We start from the raw sequence: 24,357 nt of genomic DNA, 5'->3' as shown, positions 1-24,357 counted from the left end.
TCAGCTCACCAGCGCGGCGCCCTGGGCACACTGGTGCTGTGCCCCGATCCGTGGTGGGGCTAGCCGGGTGCCACCCGGAGGGGCGCGCCGCCCGCGCCGGCGGGCGGCGGACCAGTGCGGGTGGCCGGCCGGCGGTGGGCGGTGGCGGGCCGTCAGAGGTGGTAGCCGCCGTCGACGTCGAGCATGACACCGGTGATGTAGGCGGCGCGCGGCGACGCGAGGAAACAGACCGCCTCGGCGACGTCGGTCGCCGCGCCGAAGCGGCGCAGCGGGATGTTGCGGCGGGCGACGTCGAGCGCGCCGTCCGCGTAGTCGCCGGCGCTGATCAGCCGCCCGGCCATCCCGTCGGTCAGCATGCCGGGGCCGACGCAGTTCAGCCGCACCCCGAAGCGGCCCTCCTCGGCGGCGAGGGCGCGCACCACCGACTCGACCGCCCCCTTCGGGCCGGCGGACAGGCCGTCGCGGACCGGGTAGCGGCGGGTCGCCGCCGTGGTGACCGCCACGACGCTGCCCCGGGCGGCCCGCAGCGCCGACAGCGCGGGCTGGACGAGGTTGAAGAACGCCACCACCTCGCCCTCCACCTGGCGGCGGAACATGGCCGGGCTCACCGTCGAGAGGTGCTTCTGCGGGACGTGCGGGCCGGAGGCGACCACCAGGGTGTGCATCGCGCCGAACCGGGCGGCGACGTCGGCGACGAACGCGGCCGTCTCCGCCTCGTCCTCGAGCCTGAGCTGGCGGGCCTCGCCGCGGCGCCCGGCGGCCGCGACCGCCACGGTGCTCGCCGCCGCCGCGTCGGCGTTGCGGTGGTAGGTGAGGACGACGTCGCTGCCGCGCTCGGCGAGCAGCCGGCAGACCGCCGCGCCGATCCCGCCGCTTCCGCCGGCGACGACCGCTACTCCAGGCAGGCCGGCGAAGTCCCGCGCGTCGTCCACCGCCCCCACCACGGGGGCGGCGAGGCCTGGGCGGGAGCCGGCGCCGCTGTCGAAGACCGCGGGCTCACCCGCGTCGCTGTCGCCGCCCATCCGGCTACCGTGCCGCGACGCGCTCCGACATGCAACGGGTTCTAGTCCGCCGGCGCGCGGGCCGCTACGAGAGATACCGGGTGCTACGAGAGACTGCTACGAGAGATAGAGCGCCATGGCCTCGATGAGGCCGGTCCGGGCGAGGCTGATATCCGTGTAGGTACTCAGGTCGCTGATGTCGTGCAGGCCACGGATCGCGGCGGGCACGAGGGAACGTGCCTTGGCCAGGCGTTCCCGGGAGACGCTCAGGCCGTCGAAGATGCGATCCCAGGCCTGCGCCCAGCGGGCGTCCCAGGCGGCGAGCGCGGCCGCGGTGCGCGGGAACTCCTCTTCCAGCACCGCGAGGTCGCGCGGCAGGTACAGGCGCAGGTTGTGCACGGCTCGCACGCTCGGCGAGTCCAGTGCGGTCCAGACAAGGTCGACGACGGCCTCCAGCCGCCTCGTCAACGGAAGCACGGACGAGAGATGCTCCGTCTTCGGGTAGAAGTCCGGGCTGGTCGAGACGTGCTCGATGACCGCGGCCCAGACGCCGTCCGCCTCCCCGAACTGATGCTGGATCGTCCCCCAGGTGACGCCGGCCTCCCGGGCGATCAGGTTCGCGCTGACCGCGTCCGGCCCACCGCCGCTGAGCAGGTCGACCGCGATGTCCAGGATGCGCCCCCGGGTGGCGAGCCCGCGCCGGTTGAGGCGGGTGCCCTTGGCGGACAGCGTCGTCGGCGCGGCGACGGCGGACGTGTCCACCTGAGCCATCGGACCCCCTACGGTCCAGCGAACCTGACCCCGCCCCGCCGCAGGGTTTCCGGCCTCGCGCGGGTCCGCCATCCCGGACTCCCGCCGGCTCGCCGAAGCCGGCCTGGCCGAGGCCTGAACAGCGGAATGCTCTTGTTCACACGTTACCCGCGCGCCACGTCGGACGACGGGCCCGTCCGGCCCGCTCGCGGCTGACGAGTCCCACTTCACGTTCGGCGGCGTGGGATCGCCCCGCCCGGCCGGTCAGCGTGGCCGCCGCCGCGCGGGGAAGACGGCGAGGGTCTCCGTTCCCGCCGCCGACATCACCTTGTCGGTCCTGACCAGTTCGACCGCCTCCAGGGAGAACGAGCCGAAGTGGTCCGCCCGGTGCGCGCGGGTGACCTCCCGGGCCGCGGCGATGTCGGTCGACCGGAACCGGACGACGTTGCTGAACGCCAGGGCCGCCCCCCTCGGCGGCCCCTCCCGGCGGTCCGGGTCCAGCCGGCGCAGGATCGACGCGCGCAGCCACGGAACCGCCCGTGCCGGGCGGGCGTATGCCTGGACATAGATGGTGTTGCGTGCTACCGCCAGCCCCCACAGGTCGAAGACGACCGGCGGGGCGGCCGAGACGCAGTCCGCCAGCACCTGTTCGACCCGCGCCACCGGGACGTCCGCGTGACGATCGAGATTGATGAGTGTCACGTGCAGGCTCGCCGCCGGGTAAAGGTGGTGGCCACCGGCCCCGGCGGCCGGCCGCGCCGCCTCGCGCAGCCGGTCGCCCACCGTTTCCGGTATGCGGATGACGGTGGTCAGAAAGGCTCGGGGCCCCTCCTCGGCGTGCCAGGGAATGGCATGCCCGCGGCGCAGCCGCCACGACTCGACGGCTCGCAGCGCGCCGAACCGTGCCCGCTGCGAGATCTCACGCCCCGTCCGGGCGGCCGTCACTCGGCCCGCCGTGGGTGAAGCCGGAGGGGGTGGGGTCGCCCTGAAGGGTCCAGCCGGTGCCGGAGCGGATCCAGCCGCCGGAGGCGGCGGTGCCGCCGTCGACGCTGAGGGTGGTGCCGGTGATGTAGCTGGCACGGTCGGAGCAGAGGAAGACGGCGGCGTCGGCGACCTCGCTGGCGACGCCCTCCCGGCCGAGCGGGACGTAGCGCTCGATCCCGGGCAGGCGCCCGGGCGGGACGGGCGGCAGCTCGTCCGGGTCGACCGGGCCGCGCATGATGCCGCGCAGACCGGCGGTCCCGGTCATGTCGGGGGCGATCGCGTTGATCCGGATGCCCTGGTCGGCGAGTTCCACGGCCATCGTCCGGGTGAAATTGATCATTCCGGCCTTGCAGGCGGCGTAGACGGCGTACATGGGCGCGGCACGCATGCCCTCGATGCTGGTGACGTTGACGATCGAGCCGCCGCCGCCGCGGCCATGGCCACCGGGGCCGACGGGGCTCGCGGGGTCGCCCGAGGCGGCGACGGTCTGGGCGATCAGCGGCGCGGCGGTCGACGTCGCCGCGAGCATGCTGACGAGGTTGATGTCGATGTGACGCCGCCAGCTGCGCTCGCTCTGGTCGAGGAACCGGGCGCCCTTCACCCCGCCAGCGTTGTTCACGAGGATGTCGAGCCGGCCGAACTCGGCGTGCGCGGCGGTGATCGCCTCGGCGAGTGCGGCGGTGTCCATCACGCTCGCCGGCAGGGGCAGCGCCCTCCCGCCACCCTTCTCGATCAGCTCGGCGGTGGCGGTCGCCCTGGTCGGGTCGATCTCCACCAGGCCGACCAGCACCCCGGCCCTGGCCAGCCCGAGGGCGATCGCCTGCCCGAGGCCGGCGCCCGCGCCCGTGACCACCGCGGCCTTGCCCGCCAGCCCCAGCTCGAACCCGCCCGTCACCGTCACAGCACCACTCCTCAACTCACGGTCGTCGCCGTGCCGCCCGCCTGCCGTGATCTGGTCGCCTGTTCTCGGGCCGGCCGTTCTCGCCCGCGGCCGAGAACGCGGCTCGCACCCAGCGGGAGACTAGCTGCGGTCGGCCGCCCGAGGCGCGGCGTTCGTCCCGCCGGCGGCTCGACGCCGCATCGGGCGGCCGGCAACCGGCAGGCTCAGCGGGGTGCGCCGGGCGAACGCGACCAGCAGGGCGGAGGCGGCCAGCGCCGCCACGACGATCAGGAGAGTCGACAGCGGCGCCGGGATCCTGCCGGCCAGCACGTCGACGAGGTTGTCGACGAACAGCGGATGGATCAGGTAGACGCCGAAGGACAGCTCCGAGCCGAGGCGGAGCAGCCGGTCCAGGCGAGAGCCGGCGGTGCGCCGGCTGACCCACAGCCGGCCGACCGCGAACAGCCCGACGACGGTCGCGGTACCCCAGATGATCATCACCGGCTGGAACACAGAGGACGCGAAGGCCGGACCGCGGCCGCGGTGGACCAGGACCGAGTACCAGACCTGCGTGGCCGCGGCGCCGCCGAGCACGAGGACGGGCACCAGGCGCCGGTGCCGGTCGAACCAGCCGCGCACCGCGTCCAGGCGGGCGGCGGCGACGGCACCGAGCAGGACCCAGAACAGGTAGGTCGGCAGCAGGGCGTGGCAGTAGTCCCGCAGCCAGCCGGCCAGGCCGCCGCGTGGCCGGCCGTACTGGATCTCCAGGAGGATCGCCGCCTGCACCGCCGCGCCGGCGGCCAGCAGCCAGGCCAGGTGACGGTCGGCGCGCCGGACGAGGGCCAGCAACAGCGGCGTCACCAGGTAGATCTGCAGGGACACGAGCAGGAAGTACAGGTGGTAGTGGGCGTCACCGCTGAGCAGGAGCCCACCGAACTGGGCGAGGCCGCCCCATGGACCGTCGGAGCGCGTCCGGGTGCCCACCACCGCGGCGCCGTAGACCGCTGTCCATACCGCGTACGGAACGCCGACCAGCAGCAGCCGCCGGGCCCAGAACCTGCGGAGCCCGTCTCCCCGCGGCGGGCGGTCGGCGTAGCTGTACACCAGGACGAAGCCGGTGAGGACGAAGAACGCCTCGCGGGTGAAGTGCAGCAGGTTCAGCGCGGCGTTGCCCAGGTAGCTGCCGCCGTCGGTCGTCCCGCCGGTCGCGTGGACGCCGATCACGGCCACGAACGTCAGCACCCGCACGACGTCGACCTCGTGCACGTGCCGGTGCCCGCCCGCCGGCCGGCCGGCCGGGCCGGCGTTCGCGGCGGCTCGAGGCGGCGAGGCGGCATCGGTCAGCCTGGCGCCTTCGGCAGCCGGGTCCGCGTCTTTGGCCGTGTGCGCGGTAGCTGCGGCGGGGTCGGCGACAGTGGTGGTGACGGCGGTGGCGATGGTGACAGTGGTGGCCTGTGCCGGCGGCATCAGGCCGCTTCCGAGCCGTCGACGGCCTGTCCAGGTTCGATCAGCCGACGCAGCACCTTGCCGGTCTGGCCGACGGGAATGTCGTCAACGACCTCGATGCGAACCGGGCGCTTGTGCCGGTCCAGCTGCGCGGCGCACCGTTCGGACAGGTCGGCGAGCAGGCCGTGCGCCGCGGCCGCCGCCGCGGGGCCTCGCCGATGCGGCGCCCGTCGCTCCGCGCCGTCCGCCGGGCCCGCCAGCTGGACGCGCGCCGCCGGCACCTGGCCGAGCACCTCGTGCGGGAGGCCGTAGACGACCGCCCGGGCGACCCGGGCGTCGGCGAGCAGCACCTCCTCGACCTCCCGGGGGAAGATCTTCTCGCCGCCGCGGTTGATCACGTCGTCGGTCCGCCCGACCAGGAACAGGTAGCCGTCCGTGTCGAGCTGGCCGAGATCGCCGGTCTCGAGCCAGCCACCCGGGCGGAAAAGATCGTCGCCGGCCTGGGTGGCGTAGGCGGAGATGACCCCGCGGCCGCGGATCTGGACCCGCCCTACCTGCCCGCGCCCAAGCGGGCGGCCGTCCTCGTCGACGATCCGCACCTCGGTGCCGACCGGCCGGCCGACCGAGCCGGGCCGGCGCCGGCCGCCCACGGGGTTCGCCGTGATCTGGCTCGCGGCCTCCGTCATCCCGTAGGTCTCGACGACCGGCAGGCCGGTGCGGGCCTCGAACGCGATGAGCACCGCGGCGGGCAGGGGAGCGGAGGCGGACCGCGCGAACCGCACCGTGCGCGTCTGCGCGGCGCTCGGCGCCGGCCCGCGGGCGAGAATGGCGAGGATCGCTGGCACCGCGTTGATCCAGGTGACGCCACGGGACTGGACGAGGTTCCAGAAGCCCTTCCGGTGGAAGCGCTCGTCGAGCACCAGCTCGCCGCCGGCGACCAGGGTCGCGAGCAGGCCGACGACCTCCGCGTTCACGTGCACCAGCGGCAGCGAGTTGAAGCCGACGTCGGCCGCCGTGAGCTGATGGTGGCGGGCGATGGCCGTCGCGACGTGCAGCAGCCGGCCGGCATCGAGCAACACCTGCTTCGGCGTCCCGGTCGTGCCGGAGCTCGCCAGCAGCACGCCGCCACCGGCGCCACCGCCACCGCCACCCCAGGCGTCCGGTGTCAGGGCGCGCTGCCCGGTCGTGATCGCGTGGTCCGCGACGACGAGATCGGGCGTGAGCGTCGCCAGCGATCGTGCGAACTCGGGCCCGGGGGCGCGGGCCGGGAGCGGGACCGCGCAGCGGCCGGTGGCGACCGTCGCGAGGAAGACCGCGGCGAAGTCGAGCGGGTCCGCCACCGCCAGCGCCACCCGGCTTCCCGGATGTGCTCCTCGGCGGTCGAACTCGCCCAGCCAGTCGTGCACGGCGTGCGCCAGATCCTCGTACGTCACCTGGCGGCCGGTGCGCGCACTGGTGAGGTAGGCGCGGCCGGCGGCGGGGCCGGTGCCGCGCCGGGCGATGAGTTCGAAAAGCCCATCGGTGCCCGCCGTCCGGCCGATATCGGCTCCATCCGCGTGGGTCCTCATTGGCCAGACGGTTCCCCGGAAACCTGAGGATGACATTCGGGGAGCCTGAGTCCGCGCTGTGAGCATTTTCATCCGCGAGCGCGGCGCGGGCTCTCACCCGGCCACCGGCGAAGCTGGCCGCGCGCATTATTGCGCAGGTAGCCGTCGCGTGCACGGACGGCAGGGCGGCGCCGCCGTCGGCGCGGCGGCACATGGCTCTTTCGTATCGTCCTTTCAGGGATGGTTCAGGTTTCCTGGTGAGGATCGGTGGTGGGGGCTGACGCGAGGAGGAATCGAATATGCGGGAGACCGCCCTTCGGCTACCGAACCGGCAGGTCAGGCCCCGCGCGCGAGGGCTGACAATGGTGATCGACAACGGCCTTCCGACCGGCCATTTCCAGGACGCTATCAGCAGTGCGGCCGAGTTCATCGACCTGGTGAAGTTCGGCTGGGGGACCGCCCTGGTCACGTCCGGCCTCGACCGGAAGATTGATGTCCTGCGGTCCCTCGGAATTGACTACTTCTTCGGCGGGACCTTGTTCGAGAAGCATGTGCTGCAGGATCGGTTCGATGACTACCGGGTTTTCTGCAAAGCCCATGGCTGTAGTCATATCGAGGTGTCCAACGGGACGATCGAGCTGCCGAACCACGAGAAGGACGCATACATCGAGAAGCTCACGGATGACTTCGTCGTCCTCAGCGAGGTCGGCTTCAAGGACGGCGAGCGGTCCGAGCGGCTCTCACCGTCGCGCTGGGTCGAGTTCATCCGCGCGGACCTGGACGCGGGCGCGGACCTCGTCATCACCGAGGCCAGGGAAAGCGGCCGCAGCGGCATCTGCCGGCCCGACGGCCGGCTCCGCTTCGGGCTGATCGAGGACATCCTGGACGCCGGCCTACCGGCGGATCAACTGCTGTTCGAGGCGCCGACGAAGGAGCTGCAGACCTACTTCGTGCGCCGGGTCGGGACGAACGTGAACCTCGGTAACATCGCGCCGGCCGAGGTGCTCGCGCTGGAGACGCTGCGCCTCGGCCTGCGCTCGGACACGCTGCTCGACGTCGAGACGGACCTCGGGCCGCGCGCGGGCCGGGCCGCCGCCGGGGGCGGGTATGCGTGAACCGGCGGACGCGTTCCACCTGGCGATCCCGGCCTACGACCTGGACGAGGCCGTCGACTTCTACGTCGGCCAGCTCGGCTGCAAGCTGGCCAGGCGCTATCCCGACCGGATCACCCTGGATTTCTTCGGCGACCAGGTCGTGTGCCATCTGTCCGAGCCGCCGGACCGTGACGCGGGCCCGCTGCCGCTCCGGCTGAAGCTCTACCCGCGCCATTTCGGCGTCACCTTCCACCACGCCGAGGACTTCGACGCGCTCCTGCGCCTGGTCCGGATCCGCGGCGTCCCGGTGTTCCAGCCCATCGGTCTCAGGTTCGAGGGGCTCGTCGAGGAGCACCGGACGCTGGTCCTACGCGACCCGTCCGACAACCTGCTGGAGTTCAAGCATTATGCCGACCCGCGGATGATGTACTGACGCCCTTGACACGGCGACGCCCTCAGCCGGCGACCGGCGTCTCGCCCGCGGCCCGGCGCAGCCCGGCGATGTCGAGACGGCTCATCTTCAGCATCGCCTGGGTGGCCCGGTTCGCGCGCTCCGGGTCCGGGTCGCCGAGCAGCTCGTACAGCGCGGCGGGGACAACCTGCCAGGACACGCCGAAGCGGTCCTTCAGCCAGCCGCAGCTTCCCTCCTCACCGCCGCCCGCGGTCAGCCCGTACCAGTAGTGGTCGACCTCCTCCTGCGAACCACAGGAGATCATGAACGAGATCGCCTCGGTGAACGGGAACTGCGGGCCGCCGTTGAGCCCGAGATACTCCTGCCCGTCCAGCGAGAAGCCCACGGTCATCGCGGCGCCCGCCGTCCCCGGGGTGTCCGGCCCGTAGCGCGACACGTCCAGAATCTTCGAGTTCGGGAACAGGGAGACGTAGAACTCGGCGGCCTGCTCGGCCCGGCCGTCGAACCACAGGCACGGCGTCGTCTTCGGCATGCTGGCAACCTCCCAGGTCGTCGGCGGTGAGATGGCCCCCGTCGACGGGCGCCGCCGACTTCCGGCGGCCGTCCAGGAAATGACCGTCCTTGGCCGCCGAACTCATCGCTCCACGACGCCCCGTGTTCGTCGTGCTTGGGTGCGAAGCCATCGGATTGGGTGTCGAGTGACGATGCGGGGCGTCGCATCGTGCCAGTGAGCCGTTCGCGTGACCCGGCCACCAATGGTGACGGCGCATCAGCGCTGCGCGAACCCAACCACCTCATCGGCCCCGGAACCAGGCCGACCACCGTCATAGGCATCGGCCCGGAATCACGTGGGAGGGCGCTCCGCGCCCGACAGGCCGCGCCCGGCCGGGGTCCCTGCCGGATCGCGAAGCGATCTGGGAGGTCTGGGGCGCGGAGCGTCCGTCGCGGGACGGCCTCAGCCGGTGGGCCCGGTGACCAGAGCGGGGATGTCGGCGACGCTGGCGAGCAGGTGGGTGTGGCGGACCGCGCCGAGCACGGACGCGCCGACCTGGCCGGTCAGCACCCCCACGACGACACCGGCGCCCGCGTTCGTCCCGGCCCGCAGGTCACGGACGGTGTCGCCGGCGACCAGTATCCGGGCCACGGCGGTGGCACCCGTCAGCTCCATCGCACGGAAGATCATGTAGGGGGCGGGTCGGCCAGCGGGGACGTCGTCCGCGCACACCACCGCGTCGAGCAGGCCACCGTCCCAGCTGAGGGAAGCGAGCAGCGGGCCGACGACCGACCGGTCGAAGCCGGTGGTCAGCGCGATCCGGATGCCGCGGGCCCGCAGCGTGCCGAAGGCCTCGACCACGCCGGGTATGGGCATGGGCGGCCGCGTCCGGTAGGCGGCCGCGAGCCGGCCGCGGAAGTCAAGGAAGACCCGCTCGACCTCCGCCGCGTCGACGCTCGCCTGGTCCTCGGCGGCACGGGCCGGGGCGCCGGTCAGCAGCGCGCGGATCGCGGCCCGCTTGTCGGCGCCCATCCAGCGCTCGATGTCGTCGTCGCCCGGCGCGCCGCCAGCGGCCTCGACGGCCCGCCGCAGCGCCTGGTACACCGCGCCGTGCTCCTCGACGGTGGTGCCGGCTATGTCGAACACCGCCAGGTCGATGCGCGGGCGGTCCGCGACGACGCCCGAGGCGCCGTCCGTGGCGACAACGCCCGGGGCGGCGCCGACGCCCGGCGCGGGCGGCACGAGGACGGACACGGATGAGCCGGTGGACACGGTGGAGTCGGTGGAGTCGGCGGCCACGGGTTCACCTTCCCAGGACGAGGACGGCGGACGCATGGGCACGACATGAACACGCGGCCAACTCCTCTCCCCGCCGTTGACCAGGGATTTTCCCCGCCGAAATGCTCGACCCATGCGGTTTGCTCGCGAGCGGTTCGACGTGGTGGTCGTAGGCGCGGGGATCATCGGGCTGGCCCACGCGGCCGAGGGAGTGCGGCGCGGGCTGCGGGTGGCCGTCGTCGAGCGGGACGCGTTCGCGCGCGGCGCGTCCGTGCGCAACTTCGGCCACGGCTGCGTGAGCGGCCAGGCGGGCGCCGCGATGGGCTACGCCCAGGTGGCGCGCGAGCGCTGGCTCGAGCTCGGCCGGCTTGCCGGGTTCTTCGCCGAGCCCACCGGCTCGGTGGTGGTCGCCCGCTCCGAGGAGGAGCTCGCCGTGCTGGGCGAGTTCGCCGCCGTGGGACCGGCCCCTGTCGAGCTCCTCGACGCGGACGGGGTGCGTGCCCGGGTGCCGTCGCGCGCGCGGACGCTGCTCGGCGGTGCCTGGCTGCCCTGGGACGTCCGGGTGAACCCGCGCGAGGCTGTCGGAGCGCTGGCCCGTTGGCTTGCCGGACGGGGTGTGACGTTCTTCTGGCGGACCGCCGCGACTGGTGTCGAGGAGGGCCTGCTGCACACCAGCCGCGGTGACCTCGCCGCGCCCGCGATCGTGCTGGCCACCGGCCACGACCTCGACTGGCTGCTCCCGGAGCTCGCCGAGGAGGCCGGAATGCGCCGCTGCGCGCTGCGGATGCTCCGGGTCAGCGCCCCTGGCGGCACCGGCGCCCCCGGCAGCGCCGGCGGCGGGGGCGCCGGCGGCGGCGAGGTGGATGGTGGCGCGAGTGGCGCGCGTTTCCGCCCCGGCGTGCTGACCGGGCTGTCGCTGCTGCGTTACGCCGCCTTCGAGCGCTGCCCGTCCCTGCCGGCGCTGCGTGCCCGCTTCGAGGCCGAGCGGCCCGACCTGCTTGCCGTCGACATGAACCTGATGTTCACCCAGCTCCCGGACGGCGATCTGATCATCGGCGACACCCACGAGCGCGCCGTCACGCATCACCCGTTCCAGGCCGAACGGGTCGACGACCTGGTGCTGGCCGAGACCGCCGAGCTGCTCGGTGTGCCGGCGGCCGAGCTGGTGGTCCGCGAGCGCTGGCGCGGCTACTACGCGACCGCACCCGATCGCGAGTTCCTGGTCGCGACGCCGCATCCGGGCGTGCGGGCCGTCGTCGTCACGACCGGCATAGGAATGACGACGTCGCACGGTCTCGCCGCCGAGGTCCTCGCGGACCTCGTCCCGTGAGCCACCACTCCCGCCGCCGGACAGCCTGGCCCACGGACGCGCCGGCACCGGGCCGGCCCTTATGCCGACCCGATGACTCTCACGGGGCGGCCAGGGTGTCGAGGACCTGCTGGCCGTACTTGGTGAGCTTGTTCTCGCCCACGCCGTTGATCGTGGCCAGCTCCGCGAGGGTCGACGGAAGCCGGCTCGCGATCTCGCGCAGGGTGGCGTCATGGAAGATGACGTAGGCCGGGACGCTCTGCTCCTTGGCGGTGGCGCCGCGCCAGGCGCGTAGCCGCTCGAAGACGGCGGCGGCCTCGGCCGACAGGTCCACGGCCGCGACGGCGCGCCTGGCCTTGCCGTCCGCCGACCCGGCACCGCGGGAGCCACCGGCGGTCTTCGCGGGGCGTTCTGGGTCGCGGCGCATCGAGACCTTGCGTGTCCCGCGCAGTACGTCGGCACTCGTCTCGGTGAGTACCAGGGTGCCGTGCTCGCCCTCGACGGTGAGCAGCCCCTGCGCCAGCAGCTGGCGGACGACGCCGCGCCACTGCGACTCGTTCAGCTCGGCGCCGACTCCGAAGACGGTCAGCGTCTGGTGCTCGTGCTGGGTCACCTTCGGGGTAATGCGGCCGAGCAGGATGTCGGTGACGTGGCCGGCGCCGAACTTCTGCCGGCGTTCCTTGGCCAGTCGCAGCACCGTCGACAGCAGCTTCTGCGCGGCGACCGTCCCGTCCCAGGTCTCGGGCCGGTTCAGACAGGTGTCGCAGTTGCCGCAGGAGCCGGCGCGCTCTTGGCCGAAGTAGGCGAGCAGGCCGGTGCGACGGCACTCGACCGTCTCGCACAGCGACAGCATCGCGTCCAGGTGGACGCCCTGGCGACGTCGGTGCGCCGCGTCGCCGTCCGATGAATTGATCATCTTGCGGAGCTGGACGACGTCCTGCAGGCCGTAGGCGAGCCAGGCCGTGGACGGCAGGCCGTCGCGGCCGGCGCGGCCGGTCTCCTGGTAGTAGCCCTCGACCGACTTTGGTAGGTCCAGGTGGGCGACGAAGCGCACGTCCGGCTTGTCGATGCCCATGCCGAACGCGATGGTCGCGACCATGACCAGGCCGTCCTCGCGGAGGAACCGCGCCTGGTTCGTGGCCCGGACCCGTGAGTCCAGGCCCGCGTGGTAGGGCAGCGCGGCGATCCCGTTCGTGACCAGGAAGTCGGCGGTCTGTTCGACGGACGCCCGCGACAGGCAGTAGACGATGCCCGCGTCGCCTGCGTGCTCCGAGCGCAGCAGATCGAGCAGCTGCCGCTTCGGCTCCTTCTTCGGGACGATGCGGTAGGAGATGTTCGGCCGGTCGAAGTCGGCGACGAAGTGCCGGGCGCTCTCCAGGCCGAGCCGGCCGGTGATCTCCTGGTGCGTCGCCGGGGTCGCGGTCGCGGTGAGCGCGACCCGCGGCACGTCCGGCCAGCGCTCGTGCAGGGCCGACAGCGCGAGGTAGTCGGGCCGGAAGTCATGGCCCCACTGCGCGACGCAGTGCGCCTCGTCGATCGCGAAAAGCGCGATCCTGCCCCGGTCGAGCAGGTCCATGGTCGACGGCAGCCGCAGCCGCTCGGGAGCCAGGTAGAGCAGGTCCAGCTCGCCGGCGAGGAAGAGCGCCTCGACCGTCCTGCGCTGGTCGGGGTCCTGGGTGGAGTTGATGAAGTCGGCCCGCGCGCCGAGCGCCCGCAGCGCGTCGACCTGGTCCTGCATGAGGGCGATCAGCGGCGAGATCACGATTCCGGTGCCGGGCCGGACGAGCGCGGGGATCTGGTAGCAGAGGCTCTTACCCGCGCCGGTCGGCATCAGCACGAGCGCGTCGCCGCCATCGATGACGTGCTCGATGATCTCCTGCTGCCCGCCGCGGAACGACTCGTACCCGAACACCCGCCGCAGCACCCGCCGGGCGGCGCTCACCGGCTCGGTGGCGTCCGCCGGTGCCGGCGGTGGTGGACTCGGCGCCTGGACGGAGGCGCCCGCGGTCTCAGTCACAGGCAAGGTCACCCGGCTACTGTAGAAGCCCCCTGCGACATCGTCGCCCGCACCGTCCTACCTGTGGACAACCCAGGCGTGGGCTGTCGCCGCGGCGTGCATGCCTCCCGTCGGCGCGGCCCCCGTGCGGGCCGGCGCGGCCGCGGCCTCACCAGAAGCCGCGTCCCCAATGGGAATCGCGGCCCCCTCGAGCGTCGCGGACCCCTGGCCCAAAGAGCGCCCAGGCCCCGAAGACCGAGGCTCGACCACGCGGGCCGGTGCCTGGCCTGGCGTCCCTAGCGCCCGCCGGACCGGTCCGTGCCGGCCCGGTCGTCGCGGGGCTGGCGCGCGTCGCCCCTGGGCTGGTCGTCCGGATAGAGATCCGGGGAGGCCCCGTTGGAGCGCGCCGTCGATCCGGCCGGCTCGCCCCGCCCGTCCGGCCGGCCCGGGGCACCGCCGGGCATCCGGATCAGGTCCTCCAGCGACAGTCGCACACCCTCGAGCCGGGCGGCTTCCTGCGCGAGCCGGTACGCGGACTCCTCCGGCAGCGCGCGGAACGTCGACGCGCGGACCTGCGGCCCGGCCCGCAACGCGAGGTGCACGGCCGCCGCGAGCAGCGCCCCGATGAGCGGCGCGACGATGAACAGCCACAGCTGGCTGAGCGCCCAGCCGCCGGCGAACACCGCCGGGCCCAGGCTGCGGGCAGGGTTGATCGACGCGTTGTCGACCGGGATCGCGACCAGGTTGCCGACGACCAGCACGAAGCCGATCGCGATGCCGGCGAAACCGGGCGGCGCCTGGATGTGGGTCGCTCCGAGCACGGTGAACACGAGCAGGCCGGTGAGGACCAGCTCCGCGAGGAACGCCCCGCCAAGGCCGAAGCCGCTCGGCGAGTGCGCGCCGTACCCGTTCGCGCCCAGGCCCTGCGCCCCCGCCGAGTAGCCGAACGGCCCCGAGTCGGCGATCAGCCAGACCGTCGCCGCGGCGAGGATCGCGCCGAGGCACTGCGCGACGATGTAGGCGACGGCGGCCTTCGGCGCGATCTTGCGCGCCGCGCACAGGCCGACCGTCACCGCCGGGTTCACATGGCAGCCGGAGACCGGGCCGATCACATAGACCAGCACGAGCAGGGTGAGGCCGAAGGCGAGCGCCACTCCAAGCGCCCCCATGAAGCCCCCCGCGAGCACGGCCGTCCCGACGCCGGCGAGGACCAGAAAGAACGTGCCGATCCCCTCCGCGACGCAGGGCCTCAACCACGTTCGTCCGGTCTCGTCTGGTTTCGCCTGCCTGCCCGTCGCGGCCGTCGCCGCCGTCCGCGCGATCGCGCTCACATCTATTCGCCTCCCTTGCTCTTCCGCATCCGGTGCGCGACGCTGCGCTACCGGTTTGGGTTCCTGGCCGAGGTACCCGGACGTGGGCGGACAACCCGTTCCCGCTGGTCGCCCGGCTGGGCCGCGGATATCGGGCCGCGCAGACGCCGCGACACGCCGCGGACGCGGGGAGCGATCCGGCCGGACGCGCGGCGAGCCCGGACCTGGCCGGCCGGCCGGGAGATGCGCACGGCCAGGTCGCCCGGCCGCTGGATACCTATGCTTGAGGCGCCGGGTTGTTTTCCGCCGGTCCGGGAGCAGTGGGTTGGGGCGTCCCCCGGAGCCTCTGCCCCCGGCGGCCGGCCCGAGCAGGGAGTCGACCGTGACCAGCATCCCGCGAGTGCCAGGCAGTCCCGACCTTCCAGGCCCCCCAGGATCTCCATACATGTCTTCCGGTTCTGTGTCTTCCGGTTCTGTGCTTAGTGACGCCGCCGGCCACGCGGTCCGCGGCCGGGCGCGTTCGGCCACGGCCACCAGCCTCGGCCGGCTTCGCCAGGGGCGCCGATCGTGACCGAGACCACCTCCGTCGCCGCCGGGCGGCCGGCCACGGCCGGCGCCACCCAGCCGGCACCGGCCGCCGTGGGCCGGCCGGCGATCCTGACCGTCGACGACGACCCGAGCGTCTCCCGCGCGGTCGCCCGTGACCTGCGCCGCCGTTACGGCGAGCAGTGCCGGATCGTGCGGGCGGAGTCCGGCCCGCAGGCGCTCGACACCCTGCGGGAGATGAAACTGCGCGGCGACCACGTCGCCGTGCTGGTCGCCGACTACCGGATGCCCCAGCTCGACGGCATCCAGTTCCTCGAGCAGGCGATGGACCTCTACCCGGAAGCCAAGCGGGTGCTGCTGACCGCGTATGCGGACACCAACGCCGCCATCGAGGCCATCAACGTCGTCGATCTCGACTACTACCTGCTCAAGCCCTGGAACCCGCCGGAGGAGAAGCTCTACCCGGTCATCGACGCGCTGCTGGACTCCTGGAACTGTTCGGACCGGCGGCCGGTGCTGGAGACCCGGGTCGTCGGCGACCGGTGGTCCTCCCGGTCCTACGAGGTCCGCGAGTTCCTCGCCCGTAACCAGGTGCCCTACCGGTGGTATCTCGCGGACGAGCCGGAGGGACGCCGGCTGCTCGCCGCCGCGACCGCGGACGCCCCGGCCCCGGCCCCAGTCCCCGTCGACACCTACGCCATCGCGGACACCGACGTCCCCGTGATCGGGAGCCCGAACGGCGCGGCGGCGAACGGGCACACCGTCGCGCTACCGGTGGTCGTGACGCCGGGCGGGACCGCGCTCGTCAACCCGACGGACGCTCAGATCGCCGCCGAGGTCGGGCTGAGCACCACCCCGTGCGAGGACTTCTACGACGTCATCATCATCGGTGGGGGGCCGGCCGGGCTCGGCTCGGCGGTGTACGCGGCGTCCGAGGGCCTCAAGACCGTGCTCATCGAACGCACGGCCACCGGCGGCCAGGCCGGGCAGAGCTCGCGGATCGAGAACTACCTGGGCTTCCCCGACGGCGTGTCCGGCGCGCAGCTCACCGACCGGGCGCGCCGCCAGGCCGTCAAGTTCGAGGCGGAGGTGATCACTGCCCGGGAGGTCGTCGAGCTGCGGACGGCGGGCAACACCCGCATGGTCCGCTTCGCCGACGGCGGGGAGCTCAGCGCGCACACCATCGTCCTGGCCACCGGCGTCGCCTACCGCCAGCTGCCGGCGTCCGGGCTCGAGCGGCTGACCGGCCGCGGGGTGTTCTACGGCTCCGCGCTCACGGAGGCCGCCGGCTGCGCTGGCGAGGACATCTACGTCGTCGGCGGGGCCAACTCGGCCGGGCAGGCGGCGGTCTACCTCGCCCGGCATGCCCGGTCGGTGACGATGCTGGTGCGCGGCCGGTCGCTGCAGGCCTCGATGTCGCACTACCTGATCGAGCAGATCGCCGGGATCGCGAACATCACCGTGCGGAACTGTACGGACGTGGTCGCGGGTGAGGGCGACGAGCATCTGGGCACCCTCACGCTTCGCGACAGCGCGACGGGCGCGACCGAGACGGTCCCCGCCAGCCGGCTGTTCGTCTTCATCGGTGCCGAGCCGCGCACCGACTGGCTCGACGGCACCGTCGAGCGCGACGCGCACGGCTTCGTCCTCACCGGTCCGGATCTCGTCGTCGACGGGCGCCGCCCGCGCGGCTGGACGCTCGACCGGGACCCGTATCACCTGGAAACCAGCCTGCCGGGGGTGTTCGTGGCCGGAGACGCACGGTCGGAGTCAGTGAAACGAGTCGCCTCGGCGGTGGGCGAGGGCGCGATGGCCATCGCGCTCGTCCACAGGTACCTCGCATGAGCGCGGGCGAGGCGCCCCAGGGCACGCCACCGGCAGGCGGGCTGCCGTGCAGCGTTGACGAGCTGCGGTCGCTGTTCCTGTTCGAGAAGCTGACCGACGCCCAGCTCGCCTGGCTGTGCGAGCGGGGCCGAGTCATCGAGGCCGAGTCGGGAATGGTGATCGTCGAAGGCGAGCCGGCGGAGCTGTTCGTCGTCCTGCTCGAGGGCGAGGTCGCCGTCATCAAGCGGGTCCAGGGCGTGGACGTCGAGATCAGCCGGACCGACCACCGGGGCGTCTACGGCGGCGCCTGGAACGCCTACCTGGGCGACCGGGTCCCGCAGACCTACCCGCAGTCGCTGCGGGCGCTACGGCCGTCCCGGTTCTTCGTGCTCGACGCCGACCAGTTCGCGTTCCTCATGCGCGACTGGTTCCCGATGGCGGTGCACCTGCTGGAGGGCCTGTTCTTCGGGCTGCGCAACCTCCAGGAGACCGTCGGACAGCGCGAACGGCTGCTCGCCCTCGGCGCGCTGTCGGCGGGCCTGACGCACGAGCTCAACAACCCCGCCGCGGCGGCCGTGCGGGCGACGGCGGGCCTGCGCGAGCGGGTCGCCGGCATGCGGCACAAGCTCAGCCTCATCGCCGACGGCCTGTATGACAAGGCGGTGCTGAGCACGCTCATCCGGCTGCAGGAGGAGGCGGCGGAACGGGTTGCCAAAGCACCGACGCTGTCGCCGCTGGAGGCCAGCGACCGCGAGGACGAGCTGGGCGACTGGTTCGACGAGCACGGCGTCGACTCCGGCTGGGACGTCGCGCCGGTGTTCGTGCAGGCGGGCATCGACATCGGCTGGCTCGACCAGGTCGCCGAGCTGGTGGGCGGCGAGCACCTGGCCAGCGCGGTCCGCTGGCTCGGCTACACCGTCGAGACCGAGCTGCTCATGAACGAGATCGAGGACTCGACGACCCGGGTGTCGACGCTCGTCGGCGCGGCCAAGCAGTACTCCCAGCTCGACCGGGCGCCGTTCCAGACCGTCGACATCCACGACCTGCTCAAGAGCACGCTCGTCATGCTCGGGCGCAAGATCGGGGACGGCATCGAGGTCGTGAAGGATTTCGACCGGACGCTGGCGCCGATCGCGGTCTACGCCGCCGAGCTGAACCAGGTCTGGACGAACCTGATCGACAACGCCGTCTCGGCGATGGGCGGCATCGGCACGCTGACGCTGCGTACCTGGGGTGACGGCGAGTCGGTCACCGTCGAGATCGGCGACACCGGCCCGGGCATCCCGGCGGACATCGTCGGCCGCATCTTCGAGCCCTTCTTCACCACCAAACCCGTCGGCGAGGGTACCGGCCTCGGGCTGGACATCTCCTGGCGGATCGTCGTCAACAAGCACCACGGCGACCTGCGCGTCGTCAGCTCCGAGCCCGGCGACACCCGTTTCCAGGTCAGCCTCCCGCGCGCCCAGCCGGAACCGCTCGGCCCACCGGTCTGACCGGCCGGCGGCCGGAACGGGCCGGCGGGCGGCCGTCCTGACGGGCGGTGGTGGACAGCAGTCACGTGACGGATGACGGCCGGCAGTCGCTGATCTAGCGTCGAAGACGTCGGCGGGGCGCCCGCGGCGGCGCTGAGCAGGGCCCGAGGCGCCTGCGCACGCCGGCAGGCCGCTGATCCACGCCAGCTTCCAGGAGGAAGATCATGCCCTTCATCACGACCCGCGACGGTGCCGAGATCTTCTACAAGGACTGGGGCTCGGGGCAGCCGGTGGTCTTCAGCCACGGCTGGCCGCTGAACGCGGATGCCTGGGACTCCCAGCTGAAGGCCGTCGCCGATGCCGGGTTCCGCGCGATCGCGCACGACCGGCGCGGGCATGGCCGGTCCACCCAGACCTGGACCGGCAACGACATGGACACCTATGCCGACGACCTGGCCCAGCTGGTGACGGCGCTGGACCTGCACGACGCCGTCCACGTCGGCCACTCCACCGGCGGCGGCGAGGTCGCCCGCTACATCGGCCGGCACGGGACCTTCCGGGTGGCGAAGGCGGTGCTGCTCGGCGCGGTCCCGCCGTTGATGCTGAAGACCGAGGCCAACCCGGAAGGCCTGCCGATCGACGCGTTCGACGGCATCCGAGCCGGCGTGCTCGCCGACCGGTCGCAGTTCTACAAGGACCTCGCCACGCCGTTCTACGGCTTCAACCGGCCCGGCGCGCGGGTCTCCCAGGGCGTGATCGACGAGTTCTGGCTGCTGAGCATGCAGGCGGGCCTCAAGCCCGCCTACGACTGCATCAAGCAGTTCTCCGAGACCGACTTCACCGACGACCTGGCGAAGTTCGACATCCCGACCCTGGTCGCGCACGGAGACGACGACCAGATCGTCCCGATCGTCGCCTCGGCGTACAAGACCGCGAAGCTCGTCAAGGACGCGGCGCTCAAGGTCTACCCGGGTGCGCCGCACGGCCTGTACGGCGACCACAGCGCCGAGTTCTCCAGGGACCTGGTCGCCTTCATCAAGGGCTGAGCCCGAGCGCGCGCCGGTCGGTACCCGCGGGCCGGCGCGCGCGTCAGGAGGCGCGGCTCGGGAAAGGTGGCTCAGCCGGCGCGGCTCAGGAGACGGGGGTGAGGACGACGACGGGGATGTCCCGGTCGGTGCGCTTCTGGTAGTCGGTGTAGGGCGGCCAGACCTCGACCATCTTCGGCCAGAGGCGGGCCTTCTCCTGCGGGGTCGCGGTGCGGGCGGTCGCCTTGAACGCGTCCGCCTTCACCTGCAGCTCGACCTCGGGGTTGTCGACCAGATTGCGGTACCAGAGCGGGTGTGCCTGCGCGCCGCCCTTCGACGCGACGACCAGGTAGTCGTCGCCGTCCTGGCTGTAGATCAGCGCGGTGCGCCGGGGCTGGCCGGACCGCCGGCCGATCGTCGTCAGCAGCAGCGTAGGCACGCCCTCGGCCAGGGAGCCGTCCGGGCCGTACCAGAGGTGCCCCTCCTCGCCGCCGCTCTCCACATAGGTGCGGGTATGGTCGGCAACCCACTTGTTCGGGCTGTCCGTCGGTGTCGTCGACTCGCTCATGGCCCCATCCTTCATCGCGTCCGGCAGCTATACCGGCCGCTTGTCCTGTGTTGGCTGATCGTGCCGTCGCCAAAGGGCGTTCTTGGACCGGCTCGGACCCACGAGTTGGGCGAGCCCAGCTCTTCGAAGGCGGCCAAGCGCGTTGCGAACCTGGACGTCGGTCAGGCCCGTTCGGGAGACGATCTCGTGTCGACTGACGGGTTGGGCCGTCAGGCTGGCGAGAACGGTCTCCTGGTGCGTTGACGGCTGCGGCCTGACCTGCGTGCGCTGAACCGACGCTGAGGCGAGCCGGTACGTGGCCTGCCCGCGGTCGCCTTCCTGGACCAGCAGGTCGCGATCACGCAGTTCGCGCAGGTGCGCGGTCGCGGTCCGGCTGTCGGCGATCCCGGTGGCTTGGCGGTAGCTGACATTGGTCAGCCTCGTCCCGCGCCGGGCAAGTGCCAGCGCGGTGAGCTGCCCCCTGGCAAGGCCGCTCACATTGAGCGTGGACAGCCAGGCCGCGGTGGACTCGTCCAGGAGAGCGTGGTTCGGGATCGTCACCGCGAAAGTCGCGACGTTGTCCTCGAAACGGGGGGGTTCCATGCCCGCGTTGGTCAGTGCAGCGCGCACCTGGGCGATTCCGGTACCGCGGTTCTCGCACACGGTGTGCCCTGGCGCGAGTGGTGTGTCTTCCAGGATCTTGAGTAGCACCGCGTTGCGGGACGAGGCCGGTATGGTGCCGAGACCGAGCTCGGCGACGTTCAGCGGGCCAAACAGCCCGCCGGGATTGCGGACCAGCAGCCGATCGGGGTACAGCTCGATCTGCACCTGCGCACCCTGCGATGACGGCGAGTAGTCCCGGTGGACGAGAGCGTTGACGAGAACCTCGCGGAGGACTTCCTCGGGGTACTCCCACTCGTTTATCCGGAAAATTCCGGCGATCGTGCTGCGTTGCTTCATGTGACGTTTCAGCAACGTAATGGAATCCTGCACCATGACCGGGACTGAGCCGTCGAACGAGCGGTTGTCCAGAAAACGTTCGCCACGCGGGCCGGGTACCGTCGGCTCGGTCGTCGGGAAGACCGTGATCGTCACGTTTAGCTGAGGGAGGTGCTGCTGTGGGTAGCTGCCGAACGCCAGCAGGCCGGCCAGCGTCGGTCGTGTGCCGTCGGCGGTGTCGCGCAGCACGTTGAGCAGACGCAGGATCTCGTCGTCAGAGCGACCCGTGAACACGGCCCGCTGTTCGCGGACCCGAGTCAGGAAGGCGCCCAGGCGCCGCTGGTCGAGATCGGTCTCGGACGCCTCCGGTACCGCGGCCGCGTCATGCCTCGTCGGCTTCCTGTTCTCCAGCAGGAGCTGGACCTCGTAGGCGGATAGTCTGCGGTCGCCGTCGGACATCCGAATGAAGGAGCTGTCCCACGGCGCGGTCCTGGCCAGGTGACAGGGCCGTTGCTCCCGAGGAATCGCCGGGATGTGGGCAGCCAGTACCTTCCGTCCGTCCATGTCGACGATGTCGACGGTCGCGGCAATGGAAGGTTCCATGGACCGGCACAGCGCGACGAACTGGTCTCTCGTCTCGTCGGGGAAGAGGAGGCCCACCACGTCGAACGAGGCCTTCTCGTCTACACCAAGAATGATCATGCCGCCATCGGCGTTGGCGAAGGCGCTGATCGTCTCGTGGAGCGTCCGCGGCATGCCGCCACGGGCCTTCTTCACCTCGACGCGATGGTTGTCGCGGCCGAGCCGGACAAGCTCGGCGAGCACGTGGCTGACAGTCTCGCGATCCATCGGTGTACCTCGTCAGGATCTTCGCCCGGGGTATCAGGATTCCATCATGCTACTCGTGGGCGCATCAGGCTCCTCAGTAGCATGACGCGAGCATGATGGTGGGCGGCCGCGGCGTCAGCCGTGGGCGGCCTCGGCCAGGAGAGCGGCCACGGCGTCGATGTCGTCGTCGGGGATGAGGCCGACGGTGACGCGCAGGTGGGCCGTGCCAAGGGGAGCGGCTTCGAAGGGGGTGCCGGGAGCGGCGCCGATGCCGCGGGCGGCCAGTGACACGAGCGCGACCTGCTCGTCGGCGACCTCCATCCACAGGTTGATGCCGTCGCCCGCCTGGGCGCGCACGCCACGGGCCGCCAGCGCGGCCGTCATCCGCTCGCGCCTGCCCGCGTAGACCTCGCGGGCTCGGGCGAGCGTCCGCTCGGTGTCGTCGTCGTCGAGGAGCTCGGCGAGCACGGCCTGCAGTAGGCGGCTCGACCAGCCGGGCCCGAGCATCCGGCGGCTGACCAGCCCGTTCACCACCGACTCGACCCCGCCGACGGCCGCCAGCCGCAGGTCGGGGCCGTGGCTCTTGGAGAAGCTGCGGATGTGCACGGTCGCCTCGGGCAGGTACGTCCCGAGGCTGAGCGGCGCCGCGGCGGCCACGTCGCCGACGTGGTCGTCCTCGATGACCGTCACCCCGCGCCCCGCGAGCAGTGCCGCCAGCGCCTTGGCGCGCCGGGGCGTCATGCTCACGCCGGCCGGGTTGTGCGCGCGCGGCTGCAGGTAGAGCGCCACCGGCTCGGCGCCGGCCGGGGTGACGGCGGACAGTGCCGCGCGCAGCGCGTCCGGCCGGATGCCCTCGTCGTCGAGCGGCAGCGCGACCACCTCGGCACCGACGGCCTCGAACAGGTCCAGCAGCGGGGGGAAACACGGGTTCTCGACCAGTACCCGGCTGCCGAAGCCGACCAGGACGCCGGTCACCCTGTCCAGAGCGTCGAGCGCCCCGTCGACGACGGTCAGCGCGGCGGGCGGGAACGGCCAGCGGACGCGCAGCGCCTTCTCCAGCGCGGGCAGCACCGGGTCGTCCAGGTAGCTGGCGGTCAGGTTGCCGCCGCGGGCCACCCTGGCGAGCACCGGCGCGAGATCGGGCAGCAGTGCGACGTCCGGGGTACCAGTGGAGTAGTCGTGCGGGAGCCGGCCGGGGCTGCGCGTGATCCGGCGGTAGCGGCGCGGGTCCGCGCTCGCGGGGGGACCGGCCAGCACGAACGTCCCGGCGCGGCCGCGTGGCGAGATCACGCCGGCGCGGGCCAGGGTGCGCCAGGCCTGGCTCACCGTGGTGGGGCTGATGCCGAGCTCGGTGGCGAGCTCGCGGACGGTGGGCAGCCGGGTGCCGGCCGGCAGAGCACCCGACATGACCAGGCGACTGACGGTGCCCGCTATGCCGCGCGCGGAGCGGTCGTCGATCGCCGAGGTGATCACGTCGATCATGCCGCCGCCCCCTGCTGGTAGTAGACCCCTGCTCGTAACAGAGCCTGTAACAAGAAGAAACAAACTGAGAATTGTCCGGGCAAGAGTGTGACAGTAGTCTGCGAGCACCACAAACGCCCGCCGGCCGGTGGACTGGCGCGGCGGCGGGTTCGGTGGTCCTGTCGGACGAGGGCCGCGCCGCCCGCCGCGGCGGCGCCGGGACGACCGTCCGCCCGACGGGCGGCGCGGCGCGGTGCGGGAGGGAGAGCGAAGGCGATGGGCAGGGTTATCCGCGCGGCGCTCGTCCAGGCGAAATGGACGGGCGACAAGGAATCCATGATCAAGGCGCACGAGGAGTACGCCCGGTCGGCGGCCGAGCAGGGCGCCAAGGTCATGTGCTTCCAGGAGCTGTTCTACGGCCCGTACTTCTGCCAGGTGCAGGACCCGGAGTACTACGCGTACGCGGAGTCGGTGCCCGGCCCGACCGTCGAGCGCTTCCAGGCACTGGCCGCCGAGCTCGGCATGGTGCTGGTGCTGCCGGTCTACGAGCAGGAGCAGCCCGGCGTCCTCTACAACACCGCCGCGGTCCTCGACGCCGACGGGAAGTACCTCGGCAAGTACCGCAAGACGCACATCCCGCACGTGAAGGGCTTCTGGGAGAAGTTCTACTTCCGGCCGGGGAACCTGGGCTACCCGGTGTTCGACACCGCGGTCGGCCGGGTCGGCGTCTACATCTGCTACGACCGGCACTTCCCGGAGGGCTGGCGGGCGCTCGGGCTGAACGGCGCCGAGCTGGTGTTCAACCCGTCGGCGACCTCGCGCGGCCTGTCGAACTACCTGTGGAAGCTGGAGCAGCCGGCCGCCGCCGTCGCCAACGAGTACTTCATCGGCGCGATCAATCGGGTCGGCGTCGAGGACCTCGGTGACGACGACTTCTACGGCACGTCCTACTTCGTCGACCCGGAGGGCAAGTTCGTCGACGGGACGGGCGACCCGAACGAGCCGGAGCTGATGGTCCGCGACCTCGACCTGGACCTGCTGACCGAGGTGCGCAACCGGTGGGCGTTCTACCGCGACCGCCGCCCGGACCAGTACGGCGACCTCACCGCGCCCTAGAGGGCGGTTCCCGTTCCCCGTCCCCGAGCGAAGCGATGTCACCAAGCCAGCCCGGACCCCGGCTTGGTGACGCTCCAGCGGTGGGCGACCGTGCTGGGC

20 protein-coding genes are annotated in these 24,357 nt (G+C 72.3%); 7 read left to right on the top strand and 13 right to left on the bottom strand.

Going from position 1 to position 24,357, the window contains the following annotated elements:
• Positions 1-152: 152 nt before the first annotated feature.
• The 6 genes from QOZ89_RS04845 to QOZ89_RS04820 form a co-directional block, all read right to left on the bottom strand.
• Complete coding sequence (locus QOZ89_RS04845) at positions 153-1,022, bottom strand: SDR family NAD(P)-dependent oxidoreductase (RefSeq protein ID WP_198543275.1); 870 nt, start codon at positions 1,020-1,022, stop codon at positions 153-155.
• A 96-nt stretch (positions 1,023-1,118) separates the two neighbouring features.
• On the bottom strand, positions 1,119-1,772 hold the full coding sequence (locus QOZ89_RS04840) for a TetR/AcrR family transcriptional regulator (RefSeq protein ID WP_071049311.1): 654 nt from the start codon (positions 1,770-1,772) through the stop codon (positions 1,119-1,121).
• A gap of 243 nt (positions 1,773-2,015) precedes the next feature.
• Positions 2,016-2,696, bottom strand: coding sequence for a 2'-5' RNA ligase family protein (locus QOZ89_RS04835; RefSeq protein ID WP_071049310.1), 681 nt, complete (start codon positions 2,694-2,696; stop codon positions 2,016-2,018).
• Positions 2,671-3,636, bottom strand: a complete 966-nt coding sequence (locus QOZ89_RS04830; RefSeq protein ID WP_083418747.1) for an SDR family NAD(P)-dependent oxidoreductase — start codon at positions 3,634-3,636, stop codon at positions 2,671-2,673. The genes QOZ89_RS04835 and QOZ89_RS04830 overlap by 26 nt, the downstream gene beginning before the upstream one ends.
• Before the next feature lie 120 nt (positions 3,637-3,756).
• The gene (locus tag QOZ89_RS04825) at positions 3,757-5,082 is read right to left on the bottom strand and encodes an acyltransferase (RefSeq protein ID WP_071049309.1); all 1,326 of its coding nucleotides are present in this window, start codon (positions 5,080-5,082) and stop codon (positions 3,757-3,759) included.
• Positions 5,082-6,629, bottom strand: coding sequence for an AMP-binding protein (locus QOZ89_RS04820; protein WP_312623072.1), 1,548 nt, complete (start codon positions 6,627-6,629; stop codon positions 5,082-5,084). Before QOZ89_RS04820 ends, QOZ89_RS04825 begins: the two co-directional genes overlap by 1 nt.
• Positions 6,630-6,907: 278 nt before the next feature.
• On the opposite strand from QOZ89_RS04820, the gene QOZ89_RS04815 reads away from it, so the two are divergent.
• Positions 6,908-7,723, top strand: a complete 816-nt coding sequence (locus tag QOZ89_RS04815; protein ID WP_071049307.1) for a phosphosulfolactate synthase — start codon at positions 6,908-6,910, stop codon at positions 7,721-7,723.
• Positions 7,716-8,135, top strand: a complete 420-nt coding sequence (locus tag QOZ89_RS04810) for a VOC family protein (protein ID WP_312623069.1) — start codon at positions 7,716-7,718, stop codon at positions 8,133-8,135. The genes QOZ89_RS04815 and QOZ89_RS04810 overlap by 8 nt, the downstream gene beginning before the upstream one ends.
• 22 nt (positions 8,136-8,157) lie before the next feature.
• Here QOZ89_RS04810 and QOZ89_RS04805 read toward each other — a convergent pair whose 3' ends face one another.
• Both QOZ89_RS04805 and QOZ89_RS04800 read right to left on the bottom strand, forming a co-directional pair.
• Complete coding sequence (locus tag QOZ89_RS04805; protein WP_071049305.1) at positions 8,158-8,646, bottom strand: VOC family protein; 489 nt, start codon at positions 8,644-8,646, stop codon at positions 8,158-8,160.
• Positions 8,647-9,069: 423 nt separating this feature from the next.
• Entirely contained in the window at positions 9,070-9,906 is an 837-nt protein-coding gene (locus QOZ89_RS04800) for a phosphonatase-like hydrolase (RefSeq protein WP_198543274.1), read from the bottom strand.
• A gap of 112 nt (positions 9,907-10,018) precedes the next feature.
• Between QOZ89_RS04800 and QOZ89_RS04795 the strand changes: the two genes are divergently transcribed.
• Positions 10,019-11,215 carry an FAD-dependent oxidoreductase gene (locus QOZ89_RS04795; RefSeq protein ID WP_312623067.1) on the top strand — a complete coding sequence of 399 codons (1,197 nt, stop codon included), beginning with the start codon at positions 10,019-10,021 and terminating at the stop codon, positions 11,213-11,215.
• A 79-nt stretch (positions 11,216-11,294) separates the two neighbouring features.
• Here QOZ89_RS04795 and recQ read toward each other — a convergent pair whose 3' ends face one another.
• The gene (gene recQ / locus QOZ89_RS04790; RefSeq protein WP_397428678.1) at positions 11,295-13,211 is read right to left on the bottom strand and encodes a DNA helicase RecQ; all 1,917 of its coding nucleotides are present in this window, start codon (positions 13,209-13,211) and stop codon (positions 11,295-11,297) included.
• 275 nt (positions 13,212-13,486) lie between these two features.
• Complete coding sequence (locus QOZ89_RS04785) at positions 13,487-14,521, bottom strand: aquaporin (protein WP_312623066.1); 1,035 nt, start codon at positions 14,519-14,521, stop codon at positions 13,487-13,489.
• Between the two features lie 618 nt (positions 14,522-15,139).
• Between QOZ89_RS04785 and QOZ89_RS04780 the strand changes: the two genes are divergently transcribed.
• From QOZ89_RS04780 to QOZ89_RS04770, 3 genes are all read left to right on the top strand, one after another.
• The gene (locus QOZ89_RS04780; protein WP_116271543.1) at positions 15,140-16,891 is read left to right on the top strand and encodes an NAD(P)/FAD-dependent oxidoreductase; all 1,752 of its coding nucleotides are present in this window, start codon (positions 15,140-15,142) and stop codon (positions 16,889-16,891) included.
• Positions 16,888-18,363, top strand: coding sequence for an ATP-binding protein (locus QOZ89_RS04775; protein ID WP_071049302.1), 1,476 nt, complete (start codon positions 16,888-16,890; stop codon positions 18,361-18,363). Before QOZ89_RS04780 ends, QOZ89_RS04775 begins: the two co-directional genes overlap by 4 nt.
• A gap of 203 nt (positions 18,364-18,566) precedes the next feature.
• A complete protein-coding gene (locus QOZ89_RS04770) occupies positions 18,567-19,388 on the top strand; it encodes an alpha/beta fold hydrolase (protein ID WP_312623063.1) in 822 nt (273 codons plus the stop codon).
• An 85-nt stretch (positions 19,389-19,473) separates the two neighbouring features.
• On the opposite strand, the gene QOZ89_RS04765 is transcribed toward QOZ89_RS04770, so the two are convergent.
• From QOZ89_RS04765 to QOZ89_RS04755, 3 genes are all read right to left on the bottom strand, one after another.
• The gene (locus QOZ89_RS04765; protein WP_312623062.1) at positions 19,474-19,935 is read right to left on the bottom strand and encodes a nitroreductase family deazaflavin-dependent oxidoreductase; all 462 of its coding nucleotides are present in this window, start codon (positions 19,933-19,935) and stop codon (positions 19,474-19,476) included.
• A gap of 27 nt (positions 19,936-19,962) precedes the next feature.
• The gene (locus QOZ89_RS04760) at positions 19,963-21,702 is read right to left on the bottom strand and encodes an ATP-binding protein (RefSeq protein WP_071049299.1); all 1,740 of its coding nucleotides are present in this window, start codon (positions 21,700-21,702) and stop codon (positions 19,963-19,965) included.
• Positions 21,703-21,816: 114 nt separating this feature from the next.
• The gene (locus QOZ89_RS04755; RefSeq protein WP_071049298.1) at positions 21,817-23,163 is read right to left on the bottom strand and encodes an aminotransferase-like domain-containing protein; all 1,347 of its coding nucleotides are present in this window, start codon (positions 23,161-23,163) and stop codon (positions 21,817-21,819) included.
• 255 nt (positions 23,164-23,418) lie between these two features.
• Between QOZ89_RS04755 and QOZ89_RS04750 the strand changes: the two genes are divergently transcribed.
• The gene (locus QOZ89_RS04750) at positions 23,419-24,258 is read left to right on the top strand and encodes a nitrilase-related carbon-nitrogen hydrolase (RefSeq protein ID WP_071049297.1); all 840 of its coding nucleotides are present in this window, start codon (positions 23,419-23,421) and stop codon (positions 24,256-24,258) included.
• Positions 24,259-24,357 lie beyond the last annotated feature (99 nt).

This window comes from Pseudofrankia coriaricola, from assembly GCF_032027725.1.
Classification (GTDB): domain Bacteria; phylum Actinomycetota; class Actinomycetes; order Frankiales; family Frankiaceae; genus Pseudofrankia.
Note: the sequence above shows the minus strand (reverse complement) of the source record. Positions and strands in the feature narration are given on the sequence as shown.

What these genes read in the sequence shown, in the direction of transcription:
- QOZ89_RS04770 (WP_312623063.1), top strand. Translation starts at nt 18,567, where the DNA reads ATGCCCTTCATCACGACCCGCGACGGTGCCGAGATCTTCTACAAGGAC.
- QOZ89_RS04795 (WP_312623067.1), top strand. Translation starts at nt 10,019, where the DNA reads ATGCGGTTTGCTCGCGAGCGGTTCGACGTGGTGGTCGTAGGCGCGGGG.
- QOZ89_RS04750 (WP_071049297.1), top strand. Translation starts at nt 23,419, where the DNA reads ATGGGCAGGGTTATCCGCGCGGCGCTCGTCCAGGCGAAATGGACGGGC.
- QOZ89_RS04815 (WP_071049307.1), top strand. Translation starts at nt 6,908, where the DNA reads ATGCGGGAGACCGCCCTTCGGCTACCGAACCGGCAGGTCAGGCCCCGC.
- QOZ89_RS04755 (WP_071049298.1), bottom strand. Translation starts at nt 23,163, where the DNA reads ATGATCGACGTGATCACCTCGGCGATCGACGACCGCTCCGCGCGCGGC.
- QOZ89_RS04845 (WP_198543275.1), bottom strand. Translation starts at nt 1,022, where the DNA reads ATGGGCGGCGACAGCGACGCGGGTGAGCCCGCGGTCTTCGACAGCGGC.
- QOZ89_RS04825 (WP_071049309.1), bottom strand. Translation starts at nt 5,082, where the DNA reads ATGCCGCCGGCACAGGCCACCACTGTCACCATCGCCACCGCCGTCACC.
- QOZ89_RS04760 (WP_071049299.1), bottom strand. Translation starts at nt 21,702, where the DNA reads ATGGATCGCGAGACTGTCAGCCACGTGCTCGCCGAGCTTGTCCGGCTC.
- QOZ89_RS04810 (WP_312623069.1), top strand. Translation starts at nt 7,716, where the DNA reads ATGCGTGAACCGGCGGACGCGTTCCACCTGGCGATCCCGGCCTACGAC.
- QOZ89_RS04840 (WP_071049311.1), bottom strand. Translation starts at nt 1,772, where the DNA reads ATGGCTCAGGTGGACACGTCCGCCGTCGCCGCGCCGACGACGCTGTCC.
- QOZ89_RS04820 (WP_312623072.1), bottom strand. Translation starts at nt 6,629, where the DNA reads ATGAGGACCCACGCGGATGGAGCCGATATCGGCCGGACGGCGGGCACC.
- QOZ89_RS04805 (WP_071049305.1), bottom strand. Translation starts at nt 8,646, where the DNA reads ATGCCGAAGACGACGCCGTGCCTGTGGTTCGACGGCCGGGCCGAGCAG.
- QOZ89_RS04765 (WP_312623062.1), bottom strand. Translation starts at nt 19,935, where the DNA reads ATGAGCGAGTCGACGACACCGACGGACAGCCCGAACAAGTGGGTTGCC.
- QOZ89_RS04775 (WP_071049302.1), top strand. Translation starts at nt 16,888, where the DNA reads ATGAGCGCGGGCGAGGCGCCCCAGGGCACGCCACCGGCAGGCGGGCTG.